The 14,721-nt window shown below is 42.2% G+C and carries 11 protein-coding genes, 1 tRNA gene and 1 other RNA gene; all 13 read left to right on the top strand.

All coding sequences use genetic code 11. The features are described 5' to 3' along the window. Positions 1–245 precede the first annotated feature (245 nt). The 13 genes from coaD to lepA all read left to right on the top strand — a co-directional run bounded on the left by coaD (position 246) and on the right by lepA (position 14,634). Positions 246–764, top strand: coding sequence for a pantetheine-phosphate adenylyltransferase (gene coaD / locus ACIGBM_RS01220; protein WP_102078894.1), 519 nt, complete (start codon positions 246–248; stop codon positions 762–764). Between the two features lie 95 nt (positions 765–859). Beyond that, a complete protein-coding gene (locus ACIGBM_RS01215) occupies positions 860–1,108 on the top strand; it encodes a YfhL family 4Fe-4S dicluster ferredoxin (protein ID WP_021814308.1) in 249 nt (82 codons plus the stop codon). Between the two features lie 55 nt (positions 1,109–1,163). Next, positions 1,164–2,504 carry an adenosylmethionine--8-amino-7-oxononanoate transaminase gene (bioA, locus tag ACIGBM_RS01210; RefSeq protein WP_397476497.1) on the top strand — a complete coding sequence of 447 codons (1,341 nt, stop codon included), beginning with the start codon at positions 1,164–1,166 and terminating at the stop codon, positions 2,502–2,504. Next, a complete protein-coding gene (gene bioD / locus ACIGBM_RS01205; RefSeq protein WP_397476496.1) occupies positions 2,501–3,217 on the top strand; it encodes a dethiobiotin synthase in 717 nt (238 codons plus the stop codon). The genes bioA and bioD overlap by 4 nt, the downstream gene beginning before the upstream one ends. 74 nt (positions 3,218–3,291) lie before the next feature. Beyond that, positions 3,292–3,658: RNase P RNA component class A (rnpB, locus tag ACIGBM_RS01200), an RNA gene on the top strand. Positions 3,659–3,779: 121 nt separating this feature from the next. After that, positions 3,780–3,856: transfer RNA gene (locus ACIGBM_RS01195), tRNA-Met, on the top strand. A 226-nt stretch (positions 3,857–4,082) separates the two neighbouring features. Then, positions 4,083–4,895, top strand: a complete 813-nt coding sequence (locus ACIGBM_RS01190) for an ABC transporter permease (protein ID WP_296209662.1) — start codon at positions 4,083–4,085, stop codon at positions 4,893–4,895. A 46-nt stretch (positions 4,896–4,941) separates the two neighbouring features. Next, positions 4,942–5,613, top strand: coding sequence for an ABC transporter ATP-binding protein (locus tag ACIGBM_RS01185; protein WP_101204273.1), 672 nt, complete (start codon positions 4,942–4,944; stop codon positions 5,611–5,613). Beyond that, positions 5,582–6,697 (top strand): capsule biosynthesis protein, encoded by a 1,116-nt coding sequence (locus ACIGBM_RS01180; RefSeq protein ID WP_102094583.1) that lies wholly within the window; start codon positions 5,582–5,584, stop codon positions 6,695–6,697. The genes ACIGBM_RS01185 and ACIGBM_RS01180 overlap by 32 nt, the downstream gene beginning before the upstream one ends. A gap of 55 nt (positions 6,698–6,752) precedes the next feature. Then, a complete protein-coding gene (locus ACIGBM_RS01175) occupies positions 6,753–8,525 on the top strand; it encodes a polysaccharide biosynthesis/export family protein (RefSeq protein ID WP_397476495.1) in 1,773 nt (590 codons plus the stop codon). A gap of 75 nt (positions 8,526–8,600) precedes the next feature. Continuing rightward, positions 8,601–11,084 carry a capsular polysaccharide biosynthesis protein gene (locus ACIGBM_RS01170; protein WP_397476494.1) on the top strand — a complete coding sequence of 828 codons (2,484 nt, stop codon included), beginning with the start codon at positions 8,601–8,603 and terminating at the stop codon, positions 11,082–11,084. A gap of 145 nt (positions 11,085–11,229) precedes the next feature. Then, positions 11,230–12,471 (top strand): capsular biosynthesis protein, encoded by a 1,242-nt coding sequence (locus tag ACIGBM_RS01165; protein ID WP_341609770.1) that lies wholly within the window; start codon positions 11,230–11,232, stop codon positions 12,469–12,471. Between the two features lie 363 nt (positions 12,472–12,834). Beyond that, positions 12,835–14,634, top strand: a complete 1,800-nt coding sequence (gene lepA / locus ACIGBM_RS01160) for a translation elongation factor 4 (RefSeq protein WP_101204270.1) — start codon at positions 12,835–12,837, stop codon at positions 14,632–14,634. Positions 14,635–14,721 lie beyond the last annotated feature (87 nt).

Below are 14,721 nucleotides of genomic sequence, written 5' to 3'. Positions count from 1 at the left end.
TCCATAAGGATGACCTAAAACTCAGGCTCCTTATTTAATCAGTCCCACTAATTCCTCATCCTAATCCAATAACTGGTCTTGTTTTTTATTTCGATTATGAGATGGATGAGTCGAACTGCCTATTGTATCAAAGCCTCTGATGAAAAGGTAAATCAGCTGTTAGGACAAATGTAGCAGATAAGTATTAAGTTTGAGCAAAATTTGCTAGCATATGGCCTAATATCACCGATTATATCAGTCATGCCATGAGCCACTCTATTTCTCCCAATTCCTCAAAGCTACATACCAAAATTCTATACCCTGGTACCTTTGATCCTATTACCAACGGTCATGTAGATTTGGTCACACGCGCCGTCAAGCTATTTGATGAGGTCGTTATTGCGGTTGCCTCAGGCCATCACAAAAAACCCTTGTTCAATTTTGAAGAGCGCGTTGCTTTGGTCGAAACCGTATTTGCAGACTTACCGCAAGTATCTGTGATTGGTTTTGAAGGGCTGCTTGTTGACTTTATGCGTGAAAAAAACGCCACTGCAGTTTTGCGTGGCTTACGTGCAATGTCAGATTTTGAGTACGAGTTTCAGCTAGCCAATATGAATCGTGAGCTTGATGAAAACTTTGAGGCAGTGTTTTTGACCCCATCTCAAAACTACTCCTTTATCTCATCTACCATGATTCGTGAAATTGCCAAGCTCGGCGGTGACGTCAACAAATTCGTTCCACCTTGTGTTTTGCAAGCATTCGATAAAAAGTTAAATATTAAATAAAAGATGTTGCATTAAAGATATGCTGCTAGCACTTGCTAAAACAGTAAGGAGCAGCCATATATGACTGATATAAGCAAAAATATAAGGAACAGTTCATGGCACTATTAATCACTGATGAGTGCATCAACTGTGATGTGTGCGAGCCTGCTTGCCCCAATGAAGCCATCTCAGAAGGGGATGATATCTATGTCATCGACCCTGATCTATGTACGGAATGTGTCGGACATTTTGACGAGCCACAATGCGTTGTGATTTGTCCAGTTGACTGTATTCCTCACGATCCCAATCATGTCGAGACTGAAAGCGACCTGCTATCTAAATACAAACGTATTACGGGTCAATAAAGTATCTATAAGCGATTGATGACGTTTGGATTTACAACGTTTTAGGGACAACACGATGACCATGGAAAAAGTAACCACGCAACCAACAACCACGCAATCCATCCAAGTCGTAAATAACTTCGATCAGCAACACCTTTGGCATCCTTATGCTAGCCTGCCACCCACTTATTCTAATATCGTAATCGATCGAGCTGAAGGTATTTATATCATCACCGAAGATGGCACGCACCTGATCGATGGTATGTCATCATGGTGGGCGAGCGTTCATGGTTATAACCATCCAAAACTGAATGAAGCACTAACTAAGCAATTGGGTAAAATGGCGCATGTCATGTTTGGTGGGTTAACCCATCAGCCAGCGATAGATTTGGGAAAAAAGCTACTAGATATTGTACCTGCTGGACTTGATGCGATTTTTTATGCTGACAGTGGCAGTATTGCGGTAGAAGTGGCGCTAAAAATGGCGCTGCAATATCAAGTGGCCGCCAAGCGTCCAAATAAGCAGCAGTTTGCATCAACCCATTCAGGGTATTACGGAGACACGTGGCACGCCATGAGTGTCTGCGATCCTGTTAATGGTATGCACAGCCTGTATGGTAAACAGTTACCGATGCAGCATTTCGTCCCTGCGCCGCCCATTGGCTTTGATCGCACATTGACAGTAGATGAGCGTGAATCATTAGCTCAGTTTTTTGTAGAGTATGGCGAGCAGCTGGCGGGTTTTATCATTGAGCCGATTATCCAAGGCGCAGGCGGGATGCGTTTTTATAGTCCTGAATATCTACAATTGCTGCGTCAACTGTGTGATGAGCATGATGTACTATTGATTGCGGATGAAATCGCCACTGGGTTTGGGCGTAGTGGTAAGCTATTTGCGTGTGAACATGCTGGCATCAGCCCTGATATCATGACCATTGGCAAGGCGCTAACAGGTGGTTATATGACTTTTGCTGCAACGCTATGTACCCGAAAAATTGCCGATACCATCCATAATAGTGACTATCCAGCGTTGATGCATGGCCCAACTTTTATGGGCAATCCACTGGCTTGTGCAGTTGCGTGTGCATCGATTGATTTGATTATGTCTTATGATATTGAAACGCGTACCGCAAATATGCAACGCATTATGGAGCAGCAGCTAGCGCCTGCTGCGTTATTAGGAGGCGTTGCCGAGGTGCGCTGCTTGGGCGCTGTCGCTGTCATTGAGTTGTGTGAAGCGGTCGATATGCCCATTTTTCAGTCTTTGTTGATTGATAATGGTATCTGGGTCAGACCATTTGGTAAACTAGTGTATATCATGCCGCCTTACGTAATTACTGATGATGAGCTGATTACCTTATGCCAATCACTGCTGAAAGTAGTGCGTACGTATTTAGAAAACCGAGGTCAATCATGAGTGTTCTATTTGTTTCTGGTATCGATACCGATATCGGTAAAACCTATGCTACTGGACTGCTTGCTAAAGTGCTAATGGAACAAGGTGTGAGTGTCATTACTCAAAAGCTAGTACAAACGGGTGTATCGATCAATCCAAATAATGGTGAGATGAATATCGCTGATGATATTATTACACATCGTCAATTAATGGACATACCTCTGCAGCCATGTGACCTCGATTTTACGACTTGTGCTCATCGTTATAAGAAGCCAGCGTCTCCTCATCTGGCTACTAAGTTATCAGGAGAAAAACTTGATCCTGATATGATTACTAACGCCACCAAGCGATTGCAGGTACAGTATGATGCGGTACTACTGGAAGGTGCAGGTGGCTTGCTTGTGCCGATTACAGAGAATCTACTGATATTAGATTATATTGCCGAGCAAGGCTATCCAGTTATTTTGGTCACCTCTGGTCGATTGGGCAGTATCAATCATACGTTGCTGAGTTTAGAAGCTATAAAATCGCGTGGATTAATAGTACATAGCGTAATTTATAATCATATTCATGATGATGCTGAGCAAACAGATACTGAGATCGCAAATAGCACTATTGAGTTTCTACGAAAATATTTGGACAATCATTATCCTAAAGCGCATTGGCTGCAGATACCATATCTAAAAGATAACTTGGTCGGTAATATTGAAGCACTGTCAGAAAATTTTGTTTAGCCTATTTATGTTGTCTTTAAAAATAAATTCAAAAGACATTCGCAGGCAGTCATAAGTTTGCTATACTAGCGCGCTTGGTAGACTAGGCGATCGCCGCTGCACACTGGCAACAGATGAGCAGGGGAGGAAAGTCCGGGCTACATAGGGCAGCGTGCCAGCTAACGGCTGGGCAGGGTAACTTGACGACCAGTGCAGCAGAGAGTAGACCGCCTTTAGTATCTTAGGGTATTATCGGTAAGGGTGAAAGGGTGCGGTAAGAGCGCACCGCGTAACTGGCAACAGTTCACGGCATGGTAAACTCCACGCGTAGCAAGACCAAATAGGCATCGGCATGGCGCGGCCCGCGTTCGATGCGGGTAGGTTGCTTGAGCGTATTAGCGATGATACGCCTAGAGGAATGATCGTCCACGACAGAACCCGGCTTATCGGTTTACCAAACCTTTTTTATTGTTTGATTTAGTAATAGTTGCGATTAATCTGAATTAAATTCGTTTTTTTGCAAAAAATGCTTATTAGGGGTTGACGGCAGTCAACAGCTTGGGCATAATGTGCAGCCTAAAACGGCGATGTAGCTCAGCTGGTTAGAGCGCATGACTCATAATCGTGAGGTCAAGAGTTCAAGTCTCTTCATCGCCACCATATATAGCAGTACTAAAGAAACCAATCTATTGAGATTGGTTTTTTTTTGCCCAAAATAAATGGTTTTATAAACCAGAAGCAATTGATACATAGATTTTTAAGTGTGATTTACTTACAGATTTCTTACTAAATCATAGGTTTATCAGGATATGTACAGATTAATTCTTGTAACTTATGTCGCGCTTACTTATCATAGGGGCTGTTTTCGGTAAAGTCCTGTAACGCCATGTCTGTACAACTACCTCCTTATCGTCCTATCAAGCATCGCAGTGGCCTTAAAGTCATGGGTGCAGCATTTCATGCACTGATCATGCGCGAGCTACAGACTCGCTTTGGTGGATATCGTTTAGGCTACCTTTGGGCACCGCTTGAAGTGATGATACAAATAGTAATACTTTTAGTGTTGTTTAGTGCCATACGCGAACGCTTAGTACCAGGTATGGATTTCTCCTTATTCCTAGTAGCAGGTATGGTGCCTTTTCGTATGTTTCAACGAATAGCCATAAGATCACTTGGGGCGGTGAGCGCCAACCAAGGCTTATTGATGTATCGTTCGATAAAGCACATTGATGTCATCATCGCACGTTCCTTTCTTGAATTGATTATATATTTCGTTACCTTCTTAATATTGTTAGCAAGTCTGACCTTTTTTGGTATATATCCTAGTTTAGATAGTCTACAAATAGTTTTGTTTTGCTGGTTTACGATGTTTCTTTTTAGTTTTGGAGTGGCACTCATATCTATGGTCATCGGCTTCTATGGTGGAGAAATAAGTAAATTTATTTCGGTTATATTTACGATAATTTATTTTACTTCAGGTATTCTGTATCCTATACATATAGTCCCTGAACCTTATTTTAGCTACCTGCTATATAACCCTTTTATTCACAACATTGAGCTGATTAGACACGCCTTCGCGCCGAATTATCCAGCCGATCATATTGATATTTGGTACTTTTTAGAATGGATGTTCGTTGTGAACTTTTTGGGACTTTTACTCTATAAGTATGCTGAACGTGACATGATCCGTTCTCGTTAAGGTAATATCAATAACTATGAGCGCTAATATTAAGAAAGGTAAGTAAATGATTGAGATAAAAAATATTTCTAAGTCATTTATGACAAAGAAAGGCCGTCATTACTTGTTCAAAGATTTAAATCTGACTATTGGTGATAAACAAAGTGTGGGCTTGCTCGGTCGTAATGGTGCTGGTAAATCAACATTACTACGTATTATCTGTGGACTTGATGAACCGGATCATGGAGAGATTATTACCGACTCGACCATCTCGTGGCCAGTTGGGGTGGCAGGTGGTTTCCAAGGTAGTCTAACAGGCCGTCAAAACGTCCGATTTGTTTGCCGCTTATATTCAAGCGGCCCTTATATTGATGAAAAAATTCGTTTTGTCGAAGAGTTTGCTGATATTGGCAGTTATTTTGATATGCCGGTAAAAAGCTACTCATCAGGAATGAAAGCTCGCTTAACATTTGGACTTAGCTTGGCCTTTGATTTTGATTACTATATGCTCGATGAAGCAGGTGCCGTTGGTGATGCAGCATTCCGTAAGCGTAGTGAAGAGATTTTAGCGGCCCGCCGCGCACAAGCAGGATTTTTAATAGTGTCGCACAATATTGGTGACATCAAACGAAACTGCGATATTGGTATTGTACTAATGGATCAAACAGCACACGTGTTTGACGATACAACAGAAGCGATTGAGGTTTATGAAAAGCATATCCACAAAGCAAAAAAGTAAGATAATTAACTTCTCGCTGTTTATTGGCTTGGTCATCCTTCCTTGGTTGCTCGTTATATACTATGTAATGACATTGGCGCATCCGCGTTTCGTTTCGACTGCTGACGTGGTAGTGAAGCAAGTCAGTGATTCGAGCGTACCATCTGGTGGCGGACTATCAGCTCTATTGGGCGTTAATAGTACTAGTAAAGAAGACGCGACTTATTTGACAGAGTATATTTTGTCGAATGATATGGTGAAGCGACTCGATAGTAAGTTTAAGTTCCGAGACGCTTACTATGTTGATGGCTCTGATCCTATTTATGAAATCGATCCTGATGCGACTCAAGAAGATTTGCTTGAATACTTCAAAAAACGGGTTCACATTGATCTCGATGAGCAAAGCTATGTGCTTTCGGTATCAACAGAAGGCTTTGACTCAAAGTATGCTTTTGAGCTGAACAAAGCTATCTTAGGAGAATCTGAGCGTTTTGTGAACCGCATTTCACAGGAAGTGGCTCGTGATCAATTGGCGTTTGCAGAAACTCAGTTAGACGAATCAGAAGAGCGTTTAAACGATGCCAAAGAGCAGCTATTAAACTATCAGAATGAAAACGAAATCTATGACCCACAAGCCAATGCGCAAATCGTCAATCAGTTAATTGGCAGCTTGCAAGCGCAACTAAGCTCGTTGCGTACCGAAGAGCGTCAGTTACTCAGTTATCTAAATCCAGATGCGCCGCAAGTGGTTTCATTAAGAAGCCAGATAAAGGCTGTTGAAGAACAAATTACTCAAGAACAAACCAAATTGACCTCGCCAAATACAACCAAATTAAACCGTCAAGCGGTACAGTTTGAGACCATCAAAGCAGATGTGGATTTTGCTACCGAGTTGTATAAATTGTCGTTGTCATCGCTTGAGAAATCAAGACTAGAAGCATTCAAGAAAATGAAAAACTTGATTGTGATCTCAACGCCCTATGAAGCTGAAGATGCAACATATCCGCGCCAAGCGTATCTCATTTGGACATCGCTTGCGTTGCTCTTAATGCTATACGGATTTGTGCGTTTGGTAATGGCAGTTGTCCGTGATCACCGTAGCTAATCTTGAAAAACCAGATATCAGTAATGATCGATAGATCAGGAAAGGAATATAACTCATGAATATGAAACCACGTTCTATCGTGATAGCGACAAGCTTGGCAATGGCGGCGACTAGTATGTCTGCAATAGCTGCAAGCAGTTATGCAGATCAAATATCAGATTCGGGCTTTGGCACAAGCAACAATAACATGAGTCAATCTCAGAACCAGAGCAATATTAACGTGTCTACCCAAGCATTTGCTGGGGCAGTTCCAGGGCAAGCAACGACTCAAGAAGCGGTTAACGCAGCAAGCTTACCAAGCCAGTCGGTTATCAATACTACGCGTCCTTATCAAGATATTAAAACTCAAGATATGATGTTCGGTGAGCAATTGTTCCGTGGGGCATTTTCGACGACTTCAGGCTCTACTTTTAATGACAGTTATGTGATTAACCCTGGTGATAACGTCCAAGTAAGAATGTGGGGCGCTTACCAGTATGCGGCTACCATGACCGTCGATCCACAGGGTAATATTTTCTTACCGAACGTTGGGCCAGTACGTGTCTCTGGTGTGCAAAATGGTAGCTTACAAAACGTGGTCAAAAATGCTGTCAGTCGTATCTATCGCTCGAATGTAGGGGTTTATGCTTCATTAGAGCAGGCGCAGCCAGTTAAAGTATTCGTCACAGGTTTTGTTAAGCAGCCAGGCTATTACGGTGGTCTAGCAGCAGACTCGGTATTGTCTTATTTAGATAGAGCAGGCGGCGTTGACCCAACGCGTGGTAGTTATATCGATATTCAAATTAAGCGCAATGGTCAAATGCTACAGCAAGTCAATTTATATGACTTTTTGCTAGCAGGTAAATTACAGGCTTTTTCATTCCGTGATGGTGATGTCATTACCGTGGCACCACAGAAAAAGACATTTGTGGTAAGCGGTCAAGTTCAAAACGAATATACCTTTGAGTTTGACGTGAATGATCTGACTATTGGTGATGTGTTACAAGTGTCTAATCCGGCAGCCAATGCTACTAATGTCAGCATCACTCGTAGTGCAGGACGTGCACAAACGGCAGAGTACTACTCATTAAGTGAAGCCCAAAACGTTCCTGTCTATAACGGCGATCAAATGGTAGTAACGTCAGATCGTTACGCAGGTACCATCGCTGTGCAGGTAAAAGGTGCACATACTGGTAATGGCGCTATGGTTGTACCATATGGCGCGCGTCTAAAAGATATCGTGCCACAATTACAGCCAAGCCCACTGGCAAAATTGACGCATCTAACCATCTATCGTGAATCTGTTGCTGAGCAACAAAAACGCATGATTAACGAGTCGCTCGATCGTCTAGAAGAGCTAACGCTTGCCACTCAGTCGACGACTCGTGAAGAAGCCGCATTACGTCAAGATGATGCAGCATTGGTTAAACAGTTCGTTGCCAAAGCGCGTAATGTTCAGACTGACGGTCAAATTGTCGTTGTGCCAAATTCGTGGCAGGATATCATTCTGCAACAAGGCGACATCATTGAGATACCAGCACAAACGTCAGTCATTACAGTCAACGGTCAAGTACGAGCACAAGGCGCACTTACCTTTAATCCTGACTATACCGTTGGCGATTATGTGGCTAACTCTGGTGGTTTCTCTGATAACGCTGATACAAAAGATATCTTAATTATTCATCAAAATGGGGCGAGCCAAGTGGTCAATACTGCGTATCGTATCCAGCAGGGTGACGAGATTATGGTATTACCGAAAGTTAAAACTAAGCGTGTGGAGATTGCGCGCGGTCTATCACAGATTGTTTATCAGTTAGCAATTGCTGCCAAGGTTGTTTTAGATCTATAACGGTTAACTATTCATGATGTAACGATGTCGGCTGAACAGATTTAACCAAAATTAACGAATAAAGGTATTAAAGATATGGCAAAAGAAGTAGCGAATGAAGTCAAGGTATCTACTATGTCTACCTCTGATCATGCGCTACTTTCGCCTTCGTCACAGTATCAATCGCCAAAGCAACTGGCAGTGATTGGTAAGGGTATGTGTCACAATAACTTGCTACTCTCGCAAGTGCTGCAAGCTGATATCCAGCGCTGGTATCCGTGGTCAGGCTTGCAACAAAGCCTGATAAATCGCAAGAAAAAACCACAACCTGAGGCATTTATTGGATGGGGGCATAAGAAAAGCTTCCAACGAGCTGATAAAGCTGCCACCCGTCAGGACCTGAATACTTTAAGTATTGAAGATGGATTTTTGCGTTCATTGGATTCAGGTATTAGTAGTCGCCATGGCTTAAGCGTGGTTGTCGATGACATTGGCATCTACTTTGACATGACGCACCACTCACGCCTCGAGCAGTTGATTGTTGAGCGTACCAAGAGTGCTAGCAGTAATCGCGCAGCAGGCGAGGCACGTGCTCGTCATCTGATGGCGCGCATATGTGAGGAAAAACTTAGTAAATATAATTCCATAATCGATTGTCTGTCGTTGGATAAATTGATTAATGAAGAAAATATTAACAAAACAGAAAGCGCTTCACAATCACATATCCTGTTGATTGACCAAGTAGCGGGTGATGCCTCTGTTAAAGGCGCTGGTGCGAATAAACGTCAATTTAAGAAAATGCTAAAATCTGCATGTCGCAACCATCCTAATGCCCATATTTGGATAAAGGCTCATCCTGCGTCAAAATCAGGCTACTTATCCAACTTAAAGCTGCCTAAAAACGTTAGGTTATTGACAGAGTCTCTCAATCCTATTGAGCTGCTTAAACAAGTAAGTGAGGTCTATACTGTCAGCTCACATATGGGCTTTGAAGCATTAATGCTAGGTAAAAAAGTGCATTGCTTCGGGGTCAGCTGGTACAGTGGGTGGGGGCTGACCGATGATGCTAACGCACCTAAAAACTTACTTAAATCAGTTCAAAAACGTCGTTTAGCATCAGCTGAGATACTCCTCAACAATAAAAGTTTTTCGAACTTAGCAATGTTTCCTGCGACGTCACATAAAACGCTTAAAACGACGTTAGAAACATTATTTTATAGTGCTTATATTGATTACAGTCGTTATGTAGATCCAGCAACGAAACAAGCTTGTGATATCGATACAGCCATTGAGTGGTTGGTGACCAATCGGCGATGGCAAGCGCGCCTTGAAGGCGATTTGACGATATATGAGTTTAGCCGTTGGAAACTGCCTTTTGTAAAAGCTTTCACAGACCTACCGCGTACGACATTATTTATCAAACCAAAACCACGTCTAAAAAACCTTCTACATCCAGACCATTTCCGTGTCAATTTCAGCCAGCCTTTACTGGTATGGGGTTTGGCCAAACGTCAGCAAGTACAGAAGAAGCTACAGAGTAAACTTGCTGAACAAAGCTCGGATATGCCAGCTATTTATTGTATGGAAGATGGTTTTATCCGATCAAATGGTTTAGGTGCTACTTTACTGGCGCCACTGTCTGTTGTCATAGATAAACAAGGTATTTATTACGATGCGACCCAGCCTTCAGACTTAGAAACATTGCTGCAAAATTGTCAGCCATTAAGTTCTGAACAGCGTCTTCGCGTAAACAAACTGCAAGACAAACTGCTGAATCAGCGGGTAAGTAAATACAATGTTGGGGTTGGTATAGATGTTTCTAGTATTCAAAATAACTCGTGGATGCAGGAGGCCAAAATATCTGGGAGACGACGCGTTCTTATTATCGGTCAGGTAGAGGACGATTTGTCAGTACAGTACTGCGGCTCTACAATAAAGACAAACAGTGGTTTGATCGAACGTGTACGACAAGATAACCCAGACGCTTATTTGATTTATAAGCCGCATCCTGATGTAGAAGCAGGACTGCGAGCAGGTAAAGTATCAGAAGCTCATCTACGACAAGTTCAAGCGGTTGCCTACGATACTGCAATGCCTGATTGCTTAGAATGGGTGGATGAGGTTCATGCGATCAGCTCATTGACTGGTTTTGAAGCGTTGCTGCGAGGGTTAGACGTTACCTGTTATGGATTGCCGTTTTATGCAGGTTGGGGATTGACCACAGATATTGACGAGCAGTCGTTACCGAAAGCTACCTATCTAAAAAGGCGTCAACGAGATATACCTTTGACTCTTGAGCAGCTAATATATGGCGCGCTTATATGTTACCCGTTGTATCGTCTACCTGACGGCTATGGGCTGGCACAAGTAGAGCAGGTGATTGATTATTTGTATCCTCTTAAAGATTTACATCTGCTTGAGAGCAGTGAAGAATCGCAATCTAAAATGGCTAGTACTTTAAATAGTTCATCTAAGACTGTGGCCTCGTCTTTATCTACAAAATTGAAACGTCACGCGACTATACGTTTTATGCAGCAACGTCATCGATGGCAACAGAAATTGCGTAAAATGTCTCGTTGATTTATTAGAGTAGCACCATATAATTGCATTGCGACAAATAGGTGCTTTTTCGGTATAATCAATTTTACGCTATTTGTTTTTACACGGTTGTACGACCTTTCTCATTTTTATTTCTTATTTTCTCATTTAATGGTAGCCCTGTATTATGGCAGCTTCGATGTCTCACTTGCTTACTCATCGACACGTCTTGCTACTACAAGGGAAAATGGGTGGGTTTTTTAATCGCTTTTCGTCATTCTTGCAAACTCAAGACATTAAAGTAAGCAAAATCAATTTTAATGCAGGCGATGCCTTTTTTTACCATCACGACAATACCTACGAATATACCAATACATTAGCGCAATTTTCCTCTTGGTTACAGGTGTTTATCCAAGAGCATGATATTGATGCGATTGTATGCTTTGGCGATTGTCGACCGCATCATACTCAAGCGGCGTGTATCAGTGAGAAGCTGGGTATTTCATTTTTTGTCTTTGAAGAAGGGTACTTGCGTCCTGATTACATTACCTTACAAGAGCATGGGATTAATGGCTATTCACGTCTAAACACTGCTGAGATTAAAGCACTTAAGAAAGCCAATGATCAGCCTTTATATACACATAATCGATTTTATCGCCTCAGTATCGCAGCCATCGTCTATTACATTATTGCTTGGCTTTATAAAAGCCGTTATCCACATTATTCGCATTATCGTGGTATGACCGCTTGGCAAGAGGCCATCGCTTGGTTAAAAGCACCGTGGCGGAAGCTACGAGGATATTTGCCAGATAAACACCTGCAAAATAAACTGACCAAGCAAGAAAGTAACAATTACTTTTTGATCAGTTTGCAAGTACATAATGACTCACAGATTACCCATCATAGTGATTATCGTGATGTGGTACAGTTCATTGACGAGTCTATCGCAAGCTTTGCAAAATTTGCTAATCAAAAACAGCTACTCGTGTTTAAGCATCATCCATTAGATCGTGGTCATAGAGACTATCGGGAGCTGGTAGCCAGCCTAGCAGAGCGCTATCAAGTATCTCATCGTGTTTTCTATGGCTGTGATATGCACCTGCCAACTTTGATGAAATACAGTATTGGCATGGTGACTATTAACAGTACGACAGGCTTGCAGTCGGTTTATCATAAGAAACCCACTAAGGTTATGGGTCGTGCAATTTATGATATTCCTAAGCTAACAGATCAAAAGCCGCTTGATGATTTTTGGCAGCAGCCTAAAGGCCCAGATAATGAATTTTATTTGAGATTTCGTGAGTACCTGATAGAGCAAACTCAAATAAATGGTGCTTTTTATGGTAGATCGCCATGGATGTATAAGTATCTGTACCAAACTGGCAGTGAAACGACAGACGTAGATATGTCTAAAACCAATTTACCCTAGTCATTTGTTTGCTTTTGTTTCTAAAAAGTTATAGTAACTATAATGGTATCTATATAAAGAAACGAAGTTCAACAAGTGTAACGATTGTTGCGTTATCCTTTTTTAGCTTGTCATTTCATCTGCAAGTCACATCTCTTCTAACAAAATCGCCTTACTTTGCAGTGGAAAACTGCTAGAATACTCTTTTATGTCTACGCATAAGAGTTAATGTGCTTGGCTATGGATTTTAGACGGTGGTATTAGCCGAATCGGCTTGTTATAACAGTTAACCTTCAAAGAAGTACAAGCACGTTATCAATTGCATCTGACAGTATTTATTTTTTAGTTTTATTATTCTATCACCCTTAATTTAGTAGGCGCTTTGTGACTGCATTAGCCAATATTCGTAACTTTTCAATCATTGCCCACATTGATCATGGTAAGTCGACGCTTGCCGATCGCTTTATTCAAATGTGCGGTGCCTTGCAAGATCGCGAGATGCAGGCGCAGGTGCTCGACTCAATGGATATTGAGCGTGAGCGCGGTATCACTATCAAAGCACAGTCAGTAACACTGTTTTATGATCATCCAAATGGTGAGCGCTATCAGCTTAACTTTATTGATACCCCTGGTCACGTCGATTTTTCATATGAAGTTTCGCGTTCATTAGCAGCTTGTGAAGGTGCGCTATTGGTTGTTGATGCCGCTCAAGGCGTAGAAGCGCAATCAGTGGCAAATTGCTATACAGCCGTTGATCAAGGCTTAGAGGTCATGGCGGTGTTAAATAAAATTGACTTGCCACAAGTTGAGCCTGAGCGCGTCATTCAAGAAATTGAAGATATTATCGGTATCGATGCCGTTGACGCACCGCGTGTATCAGCCAAATCCGGTCTTGGTGTCGACAAACTATTAGAAGCGTTGGTCGAATTTATTCCGGCACCAACTGGTGATCGTGAAGCACCACTGCAAGCACTAATTATTGACTCTTGGTTCGATAATTATTTGGGCGTGGTCTCATTGGTACGGGTGCGTGAAGGCACTATACGCAAAGGTGACAAGTTATATATCAAATCGACTCAGGAGGCACATCTGGTTGGCTCGATTGGTGTCTTTACGCCTAAGCCTGTAGATACGGGTGTTTTAGAAGCAGGGGAAGTCGGCTTTGTTATTGCGGGTATTAAGGATATTGCCGGAGCACCAGTAGGCGATACTATCACTCATGCTAAGACCCCTGATGTGGATCGTATCCCAGGCTTTAAACAAGTCACGCCACAAGTCTATTCTGGTATGTTCCCAGTGGATTCGAGTGATTTTGAAAAATTCCGTGAAGCTTTGCAAAAACTGCAAATCAACGATGCGTCACTGTTTTTTGAGCCAGATACGTCGGATGCGCTTGGCTTTGGTTTCCGCTGTGGCTTCTTGGGTATGCTGCACATGGAGATTATCCAAGAGCGTCTAGAGCGTGAATATGATTTAGATTTGATTACTACAGCGCCCTCAGTTATTTACGAAATTGAGAAAAAGAACGGTGATGTAATCTATGTAGATAATCCATCACATCTACCTGAGCCAAACAACATAGAAGAATTCCGTGAGCCAATTGCACGCTGTCAGATTTTAGTACCGCAAGAATTCTTAGGCAATGTAATGACGCTATGTATTGAGCGTCGTGGCGTTCAGGTTGATATGCGTTTTATGGGTCGACAAGTACAGCTGATATTTGATATCCCAATGGGCGAAGTGGTCATGGATTTCTTTGATCGCCTAAAGTCGGTCTCACGTGGTTTTGCATCGCTAGACTATAACTTTGAACGTTATCAAGCTGATAAGTTGGTGAGAGTGGATGTACTAATCAATGGCGATAAAGTCGATGCCTTAGCGATGATCGTGCACGAAACCCAATCACGTTATCGTGGTAATGCACTGGTGACTAAGATGAAAGAGTTGATTCCACGTCAAATGTTTGATGTTGCCATTCAAGCCGCTATCGGTAGCCAAATTATTGGTCGTAGTACGGTAAAAGCCATGCGTAAAGATGTACTAGCAAAATGCTATGGTGGCGATGTGTCACGTAAGAAAAAGCTGCTGTCTAAGCAGAAAGCAGGTAAAAAGCGTATGAAGCAAGTAGGTAATGTGGAAATCCCGCAAGAAGCCTTCTTAGCTGTGTTGCAAGTTGATAGCTAATCGCTAAACGTAACCTAAGATAGTCATTGTAGATAACAGTCAAATGTAGTGAGTCTTATCGTAAAGGTGTTAGATAAGCCGCTCGTT

Origin of the sequence: Psychrobacter sp. NPDC077938 (assembly GCF_044542635.1) — a bacterium.
Classification (GTDB): domain Bacteria; phylum Pseudomonadota; class Gammaproteobacteria; order Pseudomonadales; family Moraxellaceae; genus Psychrobacter.
The sequence above is the reverse complement of the archived record's forward strand: the minus strand, read 5'-3'. Positions and strand labels throughout refer to the sequence as shown.

Coding starts and splice junctions, on each gene's coding strand:
- coaD (WP_102078894.1), top strand. CDS start 246: ATGAGCCACTCTATTTCTCCCAATTCCTCAAAGCTACATACCAAAATT.
- ACIGBM_RS01215 (WP_021814308.1), top strand. CDS start 860: ATGGCACTATTAATCACTGATGAGTGCATCAACTGTGATGTGTGCGAG.
- bioA (WP_397476497.1), top strand. CDS start 1,164: ATGACCATGGAAAAAGTAACCACGCAACCAACAACCACGCAATCCATC.
- bioD (WP_397476496.1), top strand. CDS start 2,501: ATGAGTGTTCTATTTGTTTCTGGTATCGATACCGATATCGGTAAAACC.
- ACIGBM_RS01190 (WP_296209662.1), top strand. CDS start 4,083: ATGTCTGTACAACTACCTCCTTATCGTCCTATCAAGCATCGCAGTGGC.
- ACIGBM_RS01185 (WP_101204273.1), top strand. CDS start 4,942: ATGATTGAGATAAAAAATATTTCTAAGTCATTTATGACAAAGAAAGGC.
- ACIGBM_RS01180 (WP_102094583.1), top strand. CDS start 5,582: ATGAAAAGCATATCCACAAAGCAAAAAAGTAAGATAATTAACTTCTCG.
- ACIGBM_RS01175 (WP_397476495.1), top strand. CDS start 6,753: ATGAATATGAAACCACGTTCTATCGTGATAGCGACAAGCTTGGCAATG.
- ACIGBM_RS01170 (WP_397476494.1), top strand. CDS start 8,601: ATGGCAAAAGAAGTAGCGAATGAAGTCAAGGTATCTACTATGTCTACC.
- ACIGBM_RS01165 (WP_341609770.1), top strand. CDS start 11,230: ATGGCAGCTTCGATGTCTCACTTGCTTACTCATCGACACGTCTTGCTA.